The organism is Herbaspirillum sp. 1173, assembly GCF_031455335.1.
Lineage (GTDB): Bacteria > Pseudomonadota > Gammaproteobacteria > Burkholderiales > Burkholderiaceae_D > Herbaspirillum > Herbaspirillum huttiense.
In genome coordinates this window covers 761,189-779,332 of the sequence record NZ_JAVDSP010000002.1, presented here as the reverse complement: position 1 = coordinate 779,332, position 18,144 = coordinate 761,189, and the positions used below count along the sequence as shown (strand labels likewise).

14 protein-coding genes are annotated in these 18,144 nt (G+C 63.7%); 9 read left to right on the top strand and 5 right to left on the bottom strand.

The window, feature by feature from the left end; translation table 11 throughout:
* Positions 1-2 precede the first annotated feature (2 nt).
* From glcE to J2X56_RS11510, 4 genes are all read left to right on the top strand, one after another.
* Positions 3-1,076, top strand: coding sequence for a glycolate oxidase subunit GlcE (gene glcE, locus J2X56_RS11525; RefSeq protein ID WP_166675791.1), 1,074 nt, complete (start codon positions 3-5; stop codon positions 1,074-1,076).
* Positions 1,077-1,100: 24 nt separating this feature from the next.
* A complete protein-coding gene (gene glcF, locus J2X56_RS11520) occupies positions 1,101-2,342 on the top strand; it encodes a glycolate oxidase subunit GlcF (RefSeq protein ID WP_039786929.1) in 1,242 nt (413 codons plus the stop codon).
* A gap of 204 nt (positions 2,343-2,546) precedes the next feature.
* Entirely contained in the window at positions 2,547-4,661 is a 2,115-nt protein-coding gene (locus J2X56_RS11515) for a phosphocholine-specific phospholipase C (protein WP_310160384.1), read from the top strand.
* Positions 4,662-5,005: 344 nt separating this feature from the next.
* The gene (locus tag J2X56_RS11510; RefSeq protein ID WP_121043809.1) at positions 5,006-6,301 is read left to right on the top strand and encodes a dicarboxylate/amino acid:cation symporter; all 1,296 of its coding nucleotides are present in this window, start codon (positions 5,006-5,008) and stop codon (positions 6,299-6,301) included.
* Between the two features lie 81 nt (positions 6,302-6,382).
* On the opposite strand, the gene J2X56_RS11505 is transcribed toward J2X56_RS11510, so the two are convergent.
* The 4 genes from J2X56_RS11505 to J2X56_RS11490 form a co-directional block, all read right to left on the bottom strand.
* Positions 6,383-6,835 carry a PPC domain-containing DNA-binding protein gene (locus tag J2X56_RS11505; RefSeq protein ID WP_227022731.1) on the bottom strand — a complete coding sequence of 151 codons (453 nt, stop codon included), beginning with the start codon at positions 6,833-6,835 and terminating at the stop codon, positions 6,383-6,385.
* 2 nt (positions 6,836-6,837) lie between these two features.
* On the bottom strand, positions 6,838-7,407 hold the full coding sequence (locus tag J2X56_RS11500; RefSeq protein WP_134136577.1) for a hypothetical protein: 570 nt from the start codon (positions 7,405-7,407) through the stop codon (positions 6,838-6,840).
* Positions 7,404-9,020 carry an acyl-CoA synthetase gene (locus J2X56_RS11495; protein ID WP_310160479.1) on the bottom strand — a complete coding sequence of 539 codons (1,617 nt, stop codon included), beginning with the start codon at positions 9,018-9,020 and terminating at the stop codon, positions 7,404-7,406. The genes J2X56_RS11500 and J2X56_RS11495 overlap by 4 nt, the downstream gene beginning before the upstream one ends.
* 120 nt (positions 9,021-9,140) lie before the next feature.
* On the bottom strand, positions 9,141-10,322 hold the full coding sequence (locus tag J2X56_RS11490; protein WP_209567590.1) for an acetyl-CoA acetyltransferase: 1,182 nt from the start codon (positions 10,320-10,322) through the stop codon (positions 9,141-9,143).
* A gap of 754 nt (positions 10,323-11,076) precedes the next feature.
* On the opposite strand from J2X56_RS11490, the gene J2X56_RS11485 reads away from it, so the two are divergent.
* The 4 genes from J2X56_RS11485 (at position 11,077) to J2X56_RS11470 (ending at position 15,799) form a co-directional block, all read left to right on the top strand.
* A complete protein-coding gene (locus tag J2X56_RS11485) occupies positions 11,077-12,111 on the top strand; it encodes a TRAP transporter substrate-binding protein (RefSeq protein ID WP_034329140.1) in 1,035 nt (344 codons plus the stop codon).
* Between the two features lie 105 nt (positions 12,112-12,216).
* Positions 12,217-14,100, top strand: a complete 1,884-nt coding sequence (locus tag J2X56_RS11480) for a TRAP transporter large permease subunit (protein ID WP_034329143.1) — start codon at positions 12,217-12,219, stop codon at positions 14,098-14,100.
* Between the two features lie 117 nt (positions 14,101-14,217).
* Positions 14,218-14,988 (top strand): SDR family NAD(P)-dependent oxidoreductase, encoded by a 771-nt coding sequence (locus J2X56_RS11475; RefSeq protein ID WP_034329145.1) that lies wholly within the window; start codon positions 14,218-14,220, stop codon positions 14,986-14,988.
* Between the two features lie 10 nt (positions 14,989-14,998).
* On the top strand, positions 14,999-15,799 hold the full coding sequence (locus J2X56_RS11470) for an SDR family NAD(P)-dependent oxidoreductase (RefSeq protein WP_310160374.1): 801 nt from the start codon (positions 14,999-15,001) through the stop codon (positions 15,797-15,799).
* A 107-nt stretch (positions 15,800-15,906) separates the two neighbouring features.
* Here the strand turns inward: J2X56_RS11470 and J2X56_RS11465 are convergent, their stop codons facing one another.
* A complete protein-coding gene (locus J2X56_RS11465; protein ID WP_121043788.1) occupies positions 15,907-16,815 on the bottom strand; it encodes a LysR family transcriptional regulator in 909 nt (302 codons plus the stop codon).
* 192 nt (positions 16,816-17,007) lie between these two features.
* Between J2X56_RS11465 and J2X56_RS11460 the strand changes: the two genes are divergently transcribed.
* A complete protein-coding gene (locus J2X56_RS11460) occupies positions 17,008-18,135 on the top strand; it encodes a sigma-54-dependent Fis family transcriptional regulator (protein WP_134136583.1) in 1,128 nt (375 codons plus the stop codon).
* Positions 18,136-18,144: the final 9 nt, after the last annotated feature.

The following is an 18,144-nucleotide window of genomic DNA, read 5'->3' as shown; positions in this document are numbered from 1 at the left end:
CCATGCAAGCACAACAAGACATGGACGCCGTGCTGGCCTCCTTCCGCGAACGCATCCTCTCCGGCCGCGCCCTGCAGATCCGTGGCGGCGGCACCAAGGACTGGTACGGACAGGAGCCCGCCGGCGACCTGCTCGACACACGCCCCTACAGCGGCATCATCGACTATGAACCGACCGAGCTGGTCATCACCGCCCGCTGCGGTACGCCCCTGGCCGAGATCGATGCGGCACTGGCCCAGCACAACCAGATGCTGGCCTGGGAGCCGCCGCGTTTCGGTGGTGCGGCCACCGTCGGCGGCATGGTCGCGGCCGGCCTGTCCGGTCCCTCGCGCGCCAGCGCAGGTGCCGTGCGCGATTTCGTACTGGGTGCCGTGCTCATGGATGCACAGGGCGAGCAACTGCACTTCGGCGGACAGGTCATGAAGAACGTCGCCGGCTATGACATCTCGCGCCTTCTGGCCGGTTCGCTGGGCACGCTGGGACTGATCCTGCAGGTCTCGCTGAAGGTCTTGCCGCGTCCCATCGCCAGCAGTACCCGCGTCTTCGAGATCAACCAGGAAGGCGCGCTGCGCCTGCTGAACCAGAGCGCAGGACAACCCCTGCCGCTGGTGGCCAGCGCCTGGGTCAACAATGTGCTCACGATCCGTTTGTCGGGTGCACAGGCCGCCGTCGATTCAGCAATCAAAAAGATGGGTGGCACCGAATTAAGCAATCCGGAAGATTACTGGACCGACCTGCGCGAGCAGACCCATCCTTTCTTCGCCGACCCGCAAGCACCGCTGTGGCGTCTGTCGGTGCCGTCGGTGGCCCCGCCCGTCGACCTGCCGGGCCGCCAGCTGATCGAGTGGGGCGGGGCGCAGCGCTGGCTGCGGCCTGAGGGAAATGTGGATGCCGTTGCCATCCGCGCCGCCGCACTGGCCGTGGGCGGACACGCCAGCCTGCATCGTGGCGGTGACAAGGCCATCGGTGTCTTCCACCCCTTGCAGCCGGCGGTGGAAACGATCCATCGCCGTCTCAAGCAGCAATTCGACCCGCAGGGCATCTTCAATCCCGGCCGCCTGTACGCCAGCCTGTAAGCGCCTCTTTTCCAAGCGATCATCATGCAGACCAACTTGGCTGATTTCATCCGCAACACCCAGGCCGGCGAGGAAGCCGACAGCATCCTGCGTTCCTGCGTGCATTGCGGTTTCTGTACCGCCACTTGTCCCACCTATCAACTGCTGGGCGATGAACTGGATGGCCCGCGCGGCCGCATCTATCTCATCAAGCAGGTGCTCGAAGGCAAGCCCGCCACGGCCGCCACGCAATCGCACCTGGACCGCTGTCTGACCTGCCGCAACTGCGAATCCACTTGCCCCTCCGGCGTGCAGTACGGGCGCCTGGTCGACATCGGCCGCAAGGTGGTGGAAGAGCAGGTGCAGCGCCCCTTCGGCGAGCGTGTCTTGCGCACTGCCTTGAAGGAGCTGGTGCCGCGCAAGTGGATCTTCCGTCCGGCCATGAAGGCGGGGCAGATGGTGCGCCCGCTCTTGCCCAAGCTGTTGCAGAACAAGGTGCCGCTGCCGCAGGATGCGGGAAGCTGGCCCACGCGCACGCATGCGCGCCAGATGCTGCTGCTCGAAGGTTGCGTGCAACCGTCGATGGCCCCCAACATCAACAGCGCCACCGCGCGCGTGCTCGATGCCCTCGGCGTGCAATTGTTCGCGCCGCCCAAGGCCGGCTGCTGCGGGGCCATCCGTTATCACCTCAATGACCAGGACGGCGGCCTCGACGACATGCGCCGCAACATCGACGCCTGGTGGCCCTACATCGAAGGACGTGACGGCGTGCGTGCCGACACCATCGTCATGAATGCCTCCGGCTGCGGGGCCACCGTCAAGGAATACGGGCACCTGCTGCAGCACGATCCGGATTACGCCGAGAAGGCGCGCCGCATCTCCCGCATGACGCGCGACATCAGCGAGATCCTGCCCGAGTTCGAAGAGCAGCTGCAGCACAAGCTCAAGGATTTCAACGGCAAGCGCGTGGCCTATCACCCGCCCTGCACCCTGCAGCATGGCCAGAAGATCCGCGGCAAGGTCGAGGGCATCCTGCGCGCCGCCGGCGTGGATGTGCAGCTGTGTGCGGACAGTCATCTCTGCTGCGGTTCGGCCGGCACCTATTCGGTACTGCAGCCCGAGCTTTCCTATCGCCTGCGCGACAACAAGATCAGCAAGCTGCAGGCCACCGATCCGGACATGATCGTCACCGGCAACATCGGGTGCGTCACGCACCTGCAATCCGGGACCGACACGCCGGTGCGGCACTGGATCGAATTGCTGGACAGCGCCCTGCAACAGGCCTGAGGACGCGGATAGTCAGGATAGTCAGGATAGTCAGGATAGTCAGGATAGTCAGGATAGTCCGGATGACATCGTGATGCGTCTCACGATGTCATTGTCCTGTCAGATCAAAAACTTAGACTTTCGCCTTCACCGATACCAGCGGTGTAGTCAGGCGAAGCCCGCAAGGTCTTGTCGCGCCTGGCTGCCCGCACGAGGACCAGGACCATGGGCGGAACCAGTCGACGCGATTTCCTAAGATTGTCGGCCAGCGTGGCCGGTGCCGCCAGCGCCGCCGCGCTGCTGCCGGCCTCGATCAGCAAGGCCCTGGCCATTGCGCCCCGGGTGCGCACGGGCAGCATCGAGGACGTCGAGCACATCGTGGTCTTCATGCAGGAGAACCGGTCCTTCGATCACTACCTGGGGCATCTGTCCGGTGTGCGCGGCTACAACGACCGTTTTCCGGTGACGCTGCCCAATGGCCGTCCGGTCTGGTTCCAGCCACGTCAGGAGGATCCCGCCGCCATCATCGCACCGTTCCGTTACGACACCACCGATCCGGCGATGAATGCGCAATGCGTCGGCAGCCTGCCGCACACCTGGGCCACCACCCAGGGGGCCATCAACGGCGGACGCGCCGATCAATGGGCGCAGCAGAAGGGCAATCTGTGCATGGGTTACCACGTGCGCGAGGACATTCCCTTCCACTATGCCCTGGCCGATGCCTTCACCGTGTGCGACCAGTATTTCTGCTCGATTCCCGGCAACACCCATCCCAACCGCATGTACCTGATGACGGGCATGATCGATCCGCTGGGCAGCGGAGGTGGACCGCTGCTGGACAATACCGACTACATCGACAACCAGTTCAGCAGCACCAAGCTGCCGCCCTTCACCTGGACCACCTATCCGGAACGGCTGGAGCAGGCCGGCATTTCCTGGCAGGTCTACCAGCAGGGCACTGACTTCGACAAGTTCAGTGGCAACTACGGCACCAACATGCTGGCTTCGTTCGAGAACTTCGTGCATGCCCCCATCGGTTCCTCCCTGCACGCGCGCGGCATGAGTACCCGCAGCGTCGCGCAGCTCAGGGCCGATGTGGAGCAGGGCAAGCTGCCGCAGGTGTCGTGGCTGCTGCCGCCGGCGGTGTATTCCGAGCATCCGGATTACACGCCGCTGTATGGCGCGCGCTATCTCTCCGACATCCTCGATGCGCTCACCGCCAATCCCGAGGTGTGGAGCAAGACCGTGCTCTTCATCATGTATGACGAGAACGACGGCTTCTTCGACCACGTGGTCCCGCCGCAGGCGCCCACGGTGCCGGGTTCCGGCAAGAGCACGGTGGACATCGCGCTGGAGCGCCATGCCGTGGTGGCCGCGAGCCAGCAGGGCAAGTTCACTGCCGACCAGTTGCCCTACGGGCTGGGCCCGCGCGTGCCGATGTTCGTGGTCTCGCCATGGTCGCGCGGCGGACGGGTCAATTCGCAGGTGTTCGATCACACGTCCGTACTGCAATTCATCGAGCGCCGCTTCGGCGTCATCGAGCCCAACATTTCTCCGTGGCGGCGTGCGGTGTGCGGCGACCTCACATCGACGCTGGATTTCAGCCGGCGCGATACCTCGGCACCGCGCCTGCCCGATACCACGCACTACCTGGCCGATTCCGACCTGCAATGCAAACGTCCGCTCGCCATCAGCGCGCCCGCACCCGGCGCCGCGCTGTCCATCGCGCCGCAGGAAGCGGGCGTGCGGACTGCCTGTGCCTTGCCCTATGCGCTGCACGTGCATGGCAGCCGCGAGGGCGACCGTTACATCCTGCGCTTCGACAATGTCGGCCGGCAGGGCGCGCATTTCCAGGTCCACGACGATGTCCTCGGTACAGCGCCGCGCGGCTATACCGTGGAAGCCGGCAAGCAGCTCGCTGACAGCTGGCCGCTTGTTGCCGGAGGCCGTTACCAGTTCAGCGTGTGGGGACCGAACGGCTATTTCCGCCGTTTCGCAGGGCAGGCCGGAAGCACGTCGCAGCCGGAACCGGAACTGCGCAGCCATTACGATGCGGCCCGCGGCGTGCTGAACGTCAGCTTGCTCAATCCCGGCCCGGCACCCTTGATCGCCACGGTCACCGATCTGGCCTACGGCCACACCCCGCGCGTGCTGCACGTGCCGGCCGGGCAGAGCGTCAGCAGCGCTTGGGATCTGGCGGCCAGCCACCACTGGTACGACCTGCAGTGGCAACTGCAGGACCGGCCGCACTGGCTGCGCCGGCTGGCGGGCCATCTGGAAACCGGTCGCCCCAGCATGAGCGATCCGGCCGCCACGGCACCGGTGACGACCGCACTCTGAAGCCCCTGCAGGCGGGTGTTTCGTGGCTGACAAAGCGCTGACAAGTTGGCTTCAGGCATGTTGGCAAAATCGCCACATTCCGGCTCCTGTGGACGGTTTGCTGCGTTTTGGGGCAGTTTTACCTGCTTAGCCTTGACGGCGGGGGGCATAAGTCAATAAGCTTCGTCCTTTTTTCCGCGCGGCGGGAAAAAACGGTCAGAGTTTCTCATCAGAAACTGACGCTTTCTGACCATCCAAAAGCATGGCGCCCCTGTTACCGCACCGGCCGGCGCCGCCCGCAAGCCTTACATCATCGTCCTCTCACCGGTGCCTCGTGCCGGTGGCGAGCGAGGGCAGGAGAACACATGAAGAAACGCATTCCACAAGCCGCCTACATCTTTGCAGCCATGCTGCTGGGCATCCTGGTCGGCTACCTGATTTTCAATCACTACGACAAGGGCGAGGCCAAGGAGCTGGCGGGTTATATCTCGATTGCCTCCGACCTGTTCCTGCGCCTCATCAAGATGGTCATCGCACCGCTGGTGTTCTCGACCCTGGTGGTGGGCATCGCCCACATGGGCGACGCCAAGTCGGTGGGCCGCATCTTCGGCAAGTCGCTGGCCTGGTTCTTCATCGCTTCGCTGGTGTCGCTGGCGTTGGGCATGATCATGGCCAACCTGCTGCAACCGGGCGCCGGCGTGGCGCTGCCGTCGCCGGATGCTGCCGGTGCGGGCCTGGCCACCAGCAAGTTCACGGTCAAGGAATTCTTCAACCACCTGGTGCCCAAGTCGATTGTGGAAGCCATGGCGCAGAACGAGATCCTGCAGGTGGTGGTGTTCTCCATGTTCTTCGGCATCGCCCTGGCGGCGCTGGGTGAACGCGGCAAGCACCTGCTGCTCGTCATCGACGACCTGTCGCACACCATGCTGAAGATCACCGTCTACGTCATGAAGTTCGCGCCGGTGGCCGTGTTTGCCGCCATGGCCGCAACGGTCGCCGTCAATGGCCTGGACATCCTGGTCAGCTTCGCAGTCTTCATGCGTGACTTCTACTTCTCGCTGGTGCTGCTGTGGGTGATCCTGATCGCGGTGGGCTTCGTGTTCCTGAAGAAGCGCATCTTCCACCTGCTGGCGCTGATCAAGGAAGCCTTCCTGCTGGCCTTCGCTACCGCCAGCTCGGAAGCGGCCTATCCGAAGCTGCTGGACGCGCTGGACCGCTTTGGCGTCAAGCGCAAGATCTCCAGCTTCGTCATGCCGATGGGGTATTCGTTCAACCTCGACGGCTCGATGATCTACTGCACCTTCGCTACGCTCTTCATCGCGCAGGCCTATGGCATCCACATGCCCATCTCCACCCAGATCACCATGATGCTGGTGCTGATGCTGACCTCCAAGGGCATCGCAGGCGTGCCGCGCGCCTCGCTGGTGGTGATCGCCGCCACGCTGCACCAGTTCAACATCCCGGAAGCGGGCCTGCTGGTGATCCTGGGCATCGATACCTTCCTCGACATGGGCCGTTCTGCTACCAATGCGGTGGGCAACTCGATCGCTTCGGCCGTGGTGGCCAAGTGGGAAGGCGGCCTGCTGAGCGAAGAAGAAGCCGCGCGCGCCGAAGTCGAGATCGAACAGGAAGCCGAAGCCACGCTGCATACGGAAGCCTGATCCGATAGTTAGTCCAAGAATGAAACAATGCCGCCCGGTGATGAGCCGCGCGGCATTTTTCATGGGCGAAAGGAAAGTGATTCAGGCCGGCAGCGCCTCGGATTGCTTGACCGCAATCCATTCCTGCAAGGTGATCTCGATGGTGATGAAAGAGAGATTGGCGCCGCGCACGAAGCGTCCGGCAAAGATGCGGCCCTCGGTATCGGCCACCACGCCCTGCAGCGGATGCGCGCTGCCCGGTCCATCGCTAAAACCGATTTCGCCGAAGACGTTGAGGATTTCCACACCTGGCCCGTTGATCTCCATCGCACGCACCCCGGCCGGGGTGGCGTATTGCAGATGGGCATCGATGAGGCTGCCGATGGCGCCCCGCACGATGGCCTTGTCCATGCCATGCTGGCGGCACAGCGCTTCCACGCTTTCGGTCAGGTCCTGGTTGGGTTTGAGCCGGGCCATCACCAGCTTGCCGAGCTGGCCCTGTTCTACGTGGATGTGGTCGTCAAGGGAGTCGCTGTCATGGGCAGGGAGCGTCATCATCATTCCATGGGTGTCGGATGCAATAGACTGAAGTGCGTCTCTTCATCGCTGTTGACGACGAAGGCGCTGCGGGAGAACAGGCACAGGCGCAGGATGAGCGGATCGTCGCCCACCTCCACCGTGTCGAGCAGCAGATGGCCGCCATGCAGCGTGCCATCGCCATCGATGAAACCTGAGTGGCAATGCAGCAAGACTTTTCCATCGGCGTTCTGGCCGATGGTGATGGCGCCGGTCACGAAGCTGATGACGCCTTCCAATACATGCGGTGGTCCATAGTCATAAGGCCGGCTGGCATCGCCGGTCTGTTCGATGCGGTGATAATGCAGCCGCCGCGCAGTCCCGCCGCACAGCCGTCCCACGCCGCCGCGCTGGCCGTAGCGTGCCAGCACGCGCCGCAAGGCCGGGCCCACCGGCGTGCCTGGTTGCAGGGTGATACGAAGTTCCTCGGCCGGATCGGCCTCCAGATCCAGCGTGCGCGGATAGCTCGGCTGGCCTGCATGAAGGAACTTGCGCACCGCGAGGAAACCGGCGCTGGCCTTGGTCTCGCCAGGTTGGCTGGCGCGTTTCATAGCCGGTAGTCGCCTTGTTCTTCGAGCAGCGCCTTGATCTGTTTCTTGACGATCTTGCCGTAGCCCGACTTGGGCATGCTGTCCCAGTAGACGAAGCGGCGCGGCCATTTGTACTTGCCGATGCGGGTTTCCAGATGCGTCAGCAAGGCCTCGCCATCGGCCTGTTGGCCAGCCTTGCAGACGATCACCGCCAGTCCGCTTTCGCCCCACTTGGGATCGGGCACGCCCAGCACCGCCACTTCGGAGACGGCTGGGTGCGTCAGCAGGGCTTCCTCGATCTCGCGCGGATAGACGTTGGAGCCGCCCGAGATGTACATGTCCGAGGAACGTCCGGTGATGTAGAGGAAGCCATCCTTGTCCACATGCCCGAGGTCGCCGGTGTGGAACCAGTCATGCTTGAAGGCCTTGGCATTGGCCTCCGGATTGTTGTGATAGCCCATGAAGACGGCCGGTCCGCGCACGCAGATTTCGCCGGTCTCGAAGGGCGCCAGTTCTTGTCCATCGTCGTTCAGGATGGCGACCTGCATGCCGGTACGCGGCATGCCGCAGGACCCCACGCGTGCCTGCGGATGGGCGTCATCCTCGAAGTGCAAATAGGACGGCAGGAAGGTGATATTGCCGGTCACTTCGCCCAGGCCGTAATACTGCACCAGCACCTTGCCCAGCTTCTTCAATGCATGGACCTGGTCGGCGCGATACATGGGTGCGCCGGCATAGATGACGTGTTTCAGCGAGCTGTGATCGTAGCGGTCCACGGACTCATCTTCGACCAGGATCTTGACGATGGTGGGCACGGTGAAGAGATTGTCCACCTTGTATTTTTCCACCAGCTGCCAGGCTTCCTCGACCACCAGCCGTTCGGAAGAGAGCAGGATGCTGGCCGCACCGCGCGCGGTATTGACCACCGCATGCACGCCTGCGCCGTGCGACAGCGGTGCCACCACCAGCGAGCGCGATTGATGCGTGAGGCCCGGCATCAGGTCGGCCAGATGATTGGTCACCACGAAGGCCATCTGGCCGTGCGAGAGCATGCCCGCCTTCGGATGGCCGGTGGTGCCGGAGGTATAGAAGAACCACAGCGGATCGTCGTAATCGACTTCGGCCTCGCGGAAGGTTTCGCCGCTGCCATCGGCCACCAGGGTTTCGTAATCGAGTTCGCCCGGCCGTGCGTCGGCCAGGGCCACCACGTGTTCGAGCGTGGGCGAGGCGGATTTCACCGCATCGACATACGGTGCGAAACCGCGGTCATACAGCATCACGCAGGCGCCGCTGGACTGGCCGAGATAGGCGGCCTCGGGCGGCGTGATGCGGAAATTGGTCGGCACCCAGACCACGCCCATCTTGAAGGCGGCCCAGGCACTCTCGAAGATCTGCTGGTTGTTGCGCGAGTGGACCAGCATCTTGTCGCCCTTCTTGACGCCGCGCCGGGTGAGGGCGTGGGCCAGCGCATCGACGCGGGCATTGATCTCGCGCCAAGGGATCTGGCGGTCGCTGCCATCGGCTGCGCCTTGCGCCAGGATCAGTCCCGGCTCCTCCGGAAAGCGGCGCGCCACGTCCGAGAGCAGGCGGCCCAGGTTCATCACTTTGCTTAACATCGTCTCACTCGTCCCGATTCTTCTGATGGAATTCTGATGGAAATTGGCGTGCTGCCTTGTTCTGTTTTTTGTACATCACTTCATGCGGCGCACCGGCCTTCAACGACAGGACGGCGCGCCGGTGCTGCTACCGCATTTTCAGTTCACACGCTCCAGGATGCTCACATAGTTGGCCACCGCCGCGCCGCCCATGTTGAACACGCCGGCATAGCGCGCATTGGCGATCTGCATGTCGCCCGCATCATGGGATGCCTGCATGGCCGCCATCACGTGCATCGAGACACCGGTGGCACCGACCGGATGGCCCTTGGACTTCAGCCCGCCCGAGGGATTGACCGGCAGCTTGCCGTCCTTGGCGGTGATGCCTTCGGCAATCACGCGTGCGCCCTGGCCGTGCGGGGCCAGGCCCATGGCTTCGTATTCCAGCAGTTCGGCCACGGTGAAGCAGTCGTGCGTCTCCACCAGCGAGAGATCATCGAGGCTCAGGCTGGCTGCGCCCAGCGCCTTCTTCCAGGCCAGCTCGGCCGCTTCGAAGCGGGTCGGGTCGCGGCGCGACAGCGGCAGGAAATCATTGACGTGGACCGCCGCACGGAACTGCACCGCGCGCGGCATGGACTTGGCCACATCGGCAGCGCTGATGACGAGGGCAGCTGCACCATCGGAAATGAGCGAGCAGTCGGTGCGCTTGAGCGGACCGGCCACATACGGATTCTTGTCGGAGACCGTGCGGCAGAAATCGAAACCGAAATCCTTGCGCATGTGCGCATAGGGATTGACCATGCCGTTCTTGTGATTCTTGGCCGCGATCATCGCCAGCGCATCGGACTGGTCGCCGAAGCGCTCGAAGTAGCTCTGCGCGATCTTGCCGAAGACGCCGGCAAAGCCACCCGGAATGCCCGCTTCTTCCTTGGCGTAGCAAGCCTTGAGCAGCACCTCGCCCACTTGCGCGGTGGCCAGCTCGGTCATCTTCTCGAAGCCGATCACCAGCACGTGTTTCGATTCGCCCGCCTTGATCGCCTGCAGGCCCGAATGGATCGCCGCCGAACCGGTGGCGCAGGCATTCTCCAGGCGCGTGGCGGGTTTGAAGCGCAGCTGCGGCAGCGTGTTCAGGACCAGCGAGGACGGGAAATCCTGGTACAGGAAACCGGCATTGAAGGTGCCGAAGTGTACCGAATCGATGTCTTCCGGTTGCAGTCCTGCGTGTTCGATGGCGGCCTTGGCGACCTGGCCGATCAGCACTTCCGGATCGATGCCGTCGAGCTTGCCGAACTGCGAATGGTTCCAGCCGGTGATGCAGGGTGAGGATGCAGAAACAGTCATGGGGTTGTCCTTGTGTCCGTAGTCACGGGGTCAATGGAGCGGGGTCGCTCCGTTACACACAGGGGCAATATGCAAAATCGGTGCCACGCGCAGGACCGCTCGCGCCACCGCATGCAGCCGGTGTCGCGCGTCCCTTGCCTCGGCATCGCGCAGCCGGTGATGGCGCATCGCGCCAGGTGCCGGCCTGCATCTTGCCCGTCTCCTGAGAGTGCCGGCGCAAAGCCGCGCCGGGTCTCGCTTTGTTGTTGATGTTGATGCGTGCTGATGTGTCCGGCAGGCCGCCCGCTCATTCCCGACATGCAGGAAAAATCCAACGGAACAGGGCAGTGCCCGCCGACCGCATGAAGATATCACGTACTTTACGTTAACGTAAATCATTGCGCTGCAGCAGCCAGCAGGCAGCACTATTGCCGGTGAGCAGCATGAACAGGTGTCGACGCCTGCGACAGTGCAGCGACACTTCTGCGACAGGTGTCGCAGTCACGCTGCGCGCAAATAAATGGCGGCGGCGATGATTGCGCGCTTGTACAGGCCCGCCCTTATCGCAGAGAATACAGGCGCAGTGCCGTTGAGGGAGAGGGGGAGCGCCATGCCGACAAGGGAAGACCGGAGGCTTGGCATCCAATTTGCTCTGTCGAGGCACAGGCAGTGTTGACCACCCGGAACAGGGAGCTGCACGCCCGATCCAGCACCCCTGGTAGCGCCGGATTCAGCGATTTTCAAAATTACAAACAGACAGACAGGAGACAAGCAGATGGAACAATCCACTGGCAAGATCACGCGCCGCCATTTTCTGAAGACGGCTTCGGTGGCCTCGGCTGCCGCCGCTACCGGCCTGGTATCGACCTCCGCGCATGCGGCCGAGTTCACCTTCAAGTACGCCAACAATCTGCCGGTGACACACCCGATGAATGCGCGCGCCAAGGAAATGGCCGCGGCCATCGCGGAACAATCCAAGGGCCGCATCGAACTGCAGCTCTATCCCAACAACCAGCTGGGCACCGATACCGACATGCTCTCGCAGGTGCGTGCGGGTGCCATTGATTTCTTCACGCTCTCGCCGCTGATCCTGGGCACGCTGGTGCCGGCCGCGCAGATCTCCGGCATCGGTTTTGCCTTCAAGGATTACAGCCAGGTCTGGCCGGCCATGGATGGCGAGCTGGGTGCGCACGTGCGCAAGCAGATCGAAGCCAAGTCCACGCTGTTCGCCTTTGAAAAGATCTGGGACAACGGCTATCGCCAGATCACCAACAGCACCAAGCCCATCAAGGCGGCCGACGACCTCAAGGGCATGAAGCTGCGCGTGCCGCCCAGCCCGCTGTGGACCTCGATGTTCAAGGCCTTCGATGCGGCCCCGACCTCGATCAACTTCGCCGAAGTCTATTCGGCCCTGCAGACCAAGATCGTGGAAGGCCAGGAAAACCCCATGGCCATCATCTCCACCGCCAAGCTCTACGAAGTGCAGAAGTACTGCTCCATCACCAACCACATGTGGGATGGCTTCTGGTTCCTGGGCAACAAGAAATCCTTCGAGCGCCTGCCCAAGGACCTGCAAGACATGATGGCCCGCATCATCAACGAAGCCGCCATGAACCAGCGCGCCGACGTGCGCAAGCTCAACGATTCGCTGGTCGATGAAATGAAGGGCAAGGGTCTGGCCTTCAACAATGCCGATGCCGATTCCTTCCGCGCCAAGCTGCGCAGTGCCGGTTTCTATGCCGAGTGGAAGAAGAAGTTCGGCGACGAGCCCTGGGCCCTGCTGGAAAAGTACACCGGCAAGCTGGCCTGAGCGCTTCGTTTGCCGGGGCTCATGCCTGCATGAGCCCGTGCGCCGGAGTGCTGCCCTCGCCGTGAGGGCAGCGCTCCCGCCCTGAATCCATTTCGCTGGAGCTTGATGATGGAAGCTGCAATGACTTACCGCGCCCCGGTCAACATGAACCCGGCTGCGCGCGCGCTGGTCGCATTCAATCGCATGGTGATGCACGTGGTCGGTGCCGTGGCGGCCGCCCTGGTGGTGGCTGAAACCGTGGTGCTGCTGACCGGCGTGATCTACCGCTATGCGCTGCATGACCCCCTGGTATGGTCGGATGAACTGGCCTCGATTCTGTTCATCTGGCTGTCGATGCTGGGGGCCGTGCTGGCGCTGGATCGTGGCGAGCACATGCGGCTCACCGCCATCATCAACAAGTGTTCCGAGAAAGGCCGCGTGTGGCTCGAAACGGTGGCGGCACTGGTGGTCTGCATCTTCGTGCTGATGGTGATCCACCCGGCCGTGGACCATGCGGTGGAGCAGATGCCGATCACCACACCGGCGCTGGAAATCCCCGATGGCCTGCGCGCTGCGGCCCTGCCGGTCGGTGCGATCCTGATGCTGCTGGCGGCGGTCTCGCGCATGGCGGCCATGACGACGATGCGACTGCTGCTCTCGGCACTGGCCGTGGTGGCCGTGATTGCGGGCGCGCTGTGGCTGGCCAAGCCCATGCTGCTGGGCATGGGCAATTACAACCTGATCGTGTTCTTCGTGCTGCTCATCGGCGTGTGCGTGGCCGGCGGCATCCCCATCGCCTTTGCTTTCGGTACGGCCACCATGGCCTATCTGGCCCTGGCCACTACGGCACCGCTGATGATCGTGGTCAGCCGCATGGACGAGGGCATGTCCAGCCTGATCCTGCTGTCGGTGCCGCTGTTCGTGCTGCTGGGCTCCTTGCTGGAAATGTCGGGCCTGGCCAAGACCCTGATCGACTTCATGGCCGCGCTGCTGGGCCACGTGCGCGGCGGCCTGCAATACGTGCTGCTGGGGGCGATGTTCCTGGTCTCCGGCATCTCCGGTTCCAAGGCAGCCGACATGGCCGCGATTGCCCCGGCGCTGTTCCCCGAGATGAAGAAGCGCGGTTCCAAGCCGGAAGAACTGGTGGCCTTGCTGTCCTCCTCCGGTGCCATGACCGAAACCATTCCGCCGAGCCTGGTGCTCATCACCATCGGTGCGGTCTGCAGCGTGTCGATCACGGCGCTGTTCATTGGCGGACTGATGCCGGCGGCCATTGCCACCATCGCCATTGCGGTCGTGTGCTGGATGCGGGCGCGCCGCGAGCCGATGCCGGATGTGCAGCGCGCGCCGGTCTCGCTGATCGTCAAGACCCTGATCGCGGCCATTCCGGCGCTGGCGCTGCCCATGCTCATCCGCGTGGCCGTCATCGAAGGCGTCGCCACGGCGACCGAAGTGGCCACCATCGGCGTGGCCTATACGGTGGTGGTCGGGCTGATCATGCACCTGTTCCTGAAGCACCTGAACTTCAAGCGGCTCTATCCCATGCTGATCGAATCGGCGGCCTTGTCGGGTGCCATCCTGCTCATCATCGGCATGGCTACCGCGATGGCCTGGGCGCTCACGCAATCGGGATTCTCGGCCAAGCTGGTGGCGCTGATGCAGGGCGTGCCGGGCGGCGGTGCCGGGTTCCTGCTGATCACCATCGTCATCTTCATCGTGCTGGGCAGCCTGCTGGAAGGCATTCCCGCCATCGTGCTGTTCGGGCCGCTGCTGTTCCCGGTGGCGCGTTCGCTGGGCGTGCATGACGTGCACTATGCGATGGTGGTGATCCTGGCCATGGGCATCGGCCTGTTCGCACCGCCTTTCGGGGTCGGCTTCTATGCCGCCTGCGCCATCGGCAAGGTCTCGCCGGATGGCGTGTTCAACCGGGTCTGGGGCTACCTGGCCGCGCTGGTGGTAGCGCTGCTGGTGGTGGCCTTCGTGCCCTGGATTTCCATCGGTTTCCTCTGATCCCCGCATGAGTCTTGCGAGCGATCGGGAAGCTTCCTTGATTGACCTGTCAATGACGAATTAAAAACGGCGGCCCCCTTTCCCTCTTCCGGGGCCGCCTCCATCCACGGAGACAATATGAATCGCAATGATAGCGGCGCCCGCGTGGCGCTCGTGACGGGCGGAGCCATGGGCATCGGCGCCAGCATTTCCGCACAACTGGCCGCCAAGGGACACACCGTCCTGGTGGCCGACATCAACCTGGAAGCGGCGTCCAAGACCGCCGATGCGCTGGTGGCTGCCGGCCATCGCGCAGCCGCGCTGCAGATGGATCTGGGCAGTCCGGAGGCGATTGCCCAGGCCTTCGCCCACATCGAGAAGGATTACGGACGCTGCGACGTGCTGGTCAACAATGCCGGCGTGGCGCGCACGTATTCCTTCCTCGACTATCCCCTCGACAACTGGCTGCAGACCATGAACGTGAACGTGACCGGCGTGCTGCTGGCGGGTCAGCATGCGGCGCGGCTGATGGTCAAGCAAGGATGGGGGCGCATCGTCAACATCTCGTCGATCTCGGGCATCCGCGCCGGTGCCGGCCGCACGGCCTATGGCACCTCGAAGGCGGCGGTCATCGGGCTCACGCGCCAGATGGCCATCGAGCTGGCGCAGTACGGCATCACCGTCAACAGCGTCGCCCCCGGTCCGGTCGACACGCCCATGACCCAGGCCATGCATTCGGAGCAGACGCGCGAGAGCTATTACCGGCTGGTCCCGATGCGCCGTTATGGCACCACCGATGAGATCGCCTCGGCGGTGTGCTATCTGGCGGCGGAGGAATCGGCCTACATCACCGGTCACGTGATTCCGGTCGATGGCGGCTTCGTTGCCGGTGGCGTGCTGGAAATCTGAGAGGGCATCGATGGACAAGCTCATGCAAGACAAGGCCATCATCGTCACCGGTGCCGGTTCGGTGGGCGAGGGCTGGGGCAACGGCAAGGCCGCTGCCGTGCTGTATGCGCGCGAGGGCGGCCGGGTGCTGGCGGTAGATCGCAGCATCGAAGCCGCATTGGAGACCCAGGAGATCATCCGCCGCGAAGGTGGCGTGTGTGAAGTGCTGGCGGCGGACGTCTCGCGCAGTGCCGATGTGAAAGCCATTGCGGAGGCGGCCATGGCGCATTTCGGGCGGGTCGACGTCTTGCACAACAACGTCGGCATCGCCGAAGTCGGCGGGCCGGTGGAGACCAGCGAAGAAAGCTGGAACCGGCTGGTGGCGGTCAACCAGACCAGCCTGTTCCTGACGCACAAGCATGTGCTGCCGATCATGGAAAAGCAGAGGAAGGGCGCCATCGTCAACATCTCCTCGATGGCGGCTTTGCGCTGGATCGGTTTTCCCTACCTGGGCTATACGGCGACCAAGGCGGCGATCCTGGCCTTCACCAAGAACGTGGCGATGCAGTATGCGCCCATGGGCATCCGCGCCAATTGCGTGCTGCCCGGCATGATGGACACGCCCATGATCCGCGAGCCGCTCAAGGCTTCCTATGGGGGCGACATCGAGGAGATGCGCGCCAAGCGCAATGCGCAATGTCCGATGGGATTCATGGGGGATGCGTGGGACGTGGCGCATGCCTCGCTGTTCCTGGCGTCTGACCGCGCGCGCTACATCACCGGGCTGGACATGATTGTCGATGGCGGGCTGTCGTTGCGCTGTGTCGGGTGAGAGCGGCTCGTTGAAGCTTGTTTGTTGACCGCGGCCAGGCGGGCGTGGAAGCCGACCTGCTGCGGTTTGATGCCCGGACGTTCAAGAGCGTCCGGGCTTTTTTATGTTCAGGCTGCGCACGACGTTGTCTGCATCCTCCGCCACACCTCCACCGCCGTCTCCGCAAACGTCCGTATGCAGGGATTGGTATTTTCCCGGTTCCAGATCACCGCCACCTCCACCGTCGGCGCACCGATGAGCGGTTTGAAGACCGTGGTGTCCAGATGCATGGCCTGCATCGAGGTCGGCACCAGCGCCACGCCCAGGCCTTCACCGACCAGGTTGACGATGGTCTGCTGCAGGTTGGTCTCCAGCACGATGCGGGGACGGAAACCATGCAGCTGGCAATGCTGCTGGATCAGGTCATACACCACCGGCGCAATCGGACGCGGAATGCTGATGAAGGCATCCTCGGCCAGCTCGGCGGCCGAGATGTCGGGCTTGTGCGCCAGCCGGTGCCCGCGCGGCAGCACCGCCAGCAAGGGCTCGGCATAGATGGTGTAGCTGTCGAGCCGGCGGCAATCCTCCGGCCGATACATGATGCCCACGTCGATCTTCTCATCCTCGATGTCGGTGGCCAGCAGGTTGGGCACGTATTCGCTCAGGCGCATGTCCACCTCCGGATAGGCCGCCGAATAATGGCGCGTCACCGCCGGCAGGATGTTGTAGGCCGAGGACATCATGAACCCCACCTTCAGCGCACCGCTCTGCCCGGTGCTGGAAGAGGCCGCATTGCGCTTGGCCCGCTCCAGTGCCTTGAAAATTTCTGTGGTATCGCGATAAAAATATTTGCCCGCTGACGTCAGCTGGATGGCGCGTTTGCTGCGGTCGAACAATTGCGCGCCCAACTCCCTCTCCAGCGCCGCAATCTGCCGTGTCAGCGGCGGTTGCGAGATATGCAGCAACTCTGCCGCGCGTCCGAAATGGAGGGTTTCTGCTACGGTGCGGAAATAGGTGAGGTGTCTCAATTCGATCATTTGATACCTTCAAGGTATTGATTCTGTCTGTACATTGTATTGGAAGTCATGGATCGGACTGGCTATTCTTTGCCGCAGACGTGCCGTTGCGACACATCTCCGGGCCCGCCCCAGGCGGCTTCCCGCGCATAAAGAACCGGTCCCGAGGGAAGCCGGCTCGATAAAAAAAGCAGTCCAAGACAGGAGACCATCATGCCGACCACCCCGGTAGCGCAGCCCTTGCCTGACAGTGACGTTTGCCTCACCCCCGCACCCCTTTCGGCTTCCACGCGCCACGCCCCGCGCTATCGCGACATCGGCCAGCTCGCCGCCGGCGACGAGCTGATGCGCGACCTGGTCGAGCGCGGCAAGCGCCTGATCGATCGCGGCATTCCCGTGCTGATCCTGGGCGAGACCGGTACCGGCAAGGAATACCTCGCGCGCGCCCTGCATGACTACAGCGCGCGCCGCCGCGCCAGCTGGATCGCCATCAACTGCGCCTCCATCCCCGAGAGCCTGGCCGAAAGCGAATTGTTCGGCTACGCCAAGGGGGCCTTCTCCGGTGCGCTGCCCGGCGGCATGAAGGGCAAGGTCCAGCAGGCCGATGGCGGCACGCTCTTCCTCGATGAAATCGGCGACATGCCCTTTGCGCTGCAGACACGCCTGTTGCGCGTACTCTCCGAACGCGAAGTGATTCCGCTGGGCGCATTGCGTCCGGTACCGGTGGACGTGCAACTGATCTGCGCTACCCACCAGGACCTCAAAACCCTGGTCGCCGAAGGCCGCTTCCGTGAAGACCTGTATTACCGCATCGCCGGTGGCGTACTGCGTCTGCCGGCCCTGCGCGACCGCAGCGACCGGCCCGCGCTGGTGATGCAGATGATCGCCGATGAGCTTGGCCATGCGGCCGACGAGAGCATGCTCGATCCCGCCGCCCTGCAGCGCCTGCTGGCCTATCCCTGGCCGGGCAATCTGCGCCAGCTGCATGCGGTGATCCGCTACAGCTGTGCCGTCATGAATGACGGCCGCATCACCCTGCGTGATCTGCCGGAAGAACTGATGCAGTTCCAGCCCGCGACGCTAGCGCAGGTGCTGCCGCTGCACCGTCCGGCATCGCGCCTGGCCGCCGGGAGCAGCAGCCAGGCCGACGCCGCCGATCCAGGGCGTGATGAACGCACCCGCGTCATCGAAGCCCTGAACGGCAGCCGCTGGAACATCTCCGCCGCCTCGCGGCAACTGGGCATGTGCCGGGCCTCGCTGTACCGCAAGCTGCGCCAGCTCGATATCCCCCATGTGCGCGATCAGGCCATGCCTGCGCATGCTGCCTATGCGGTTGCCTGAAACGATATA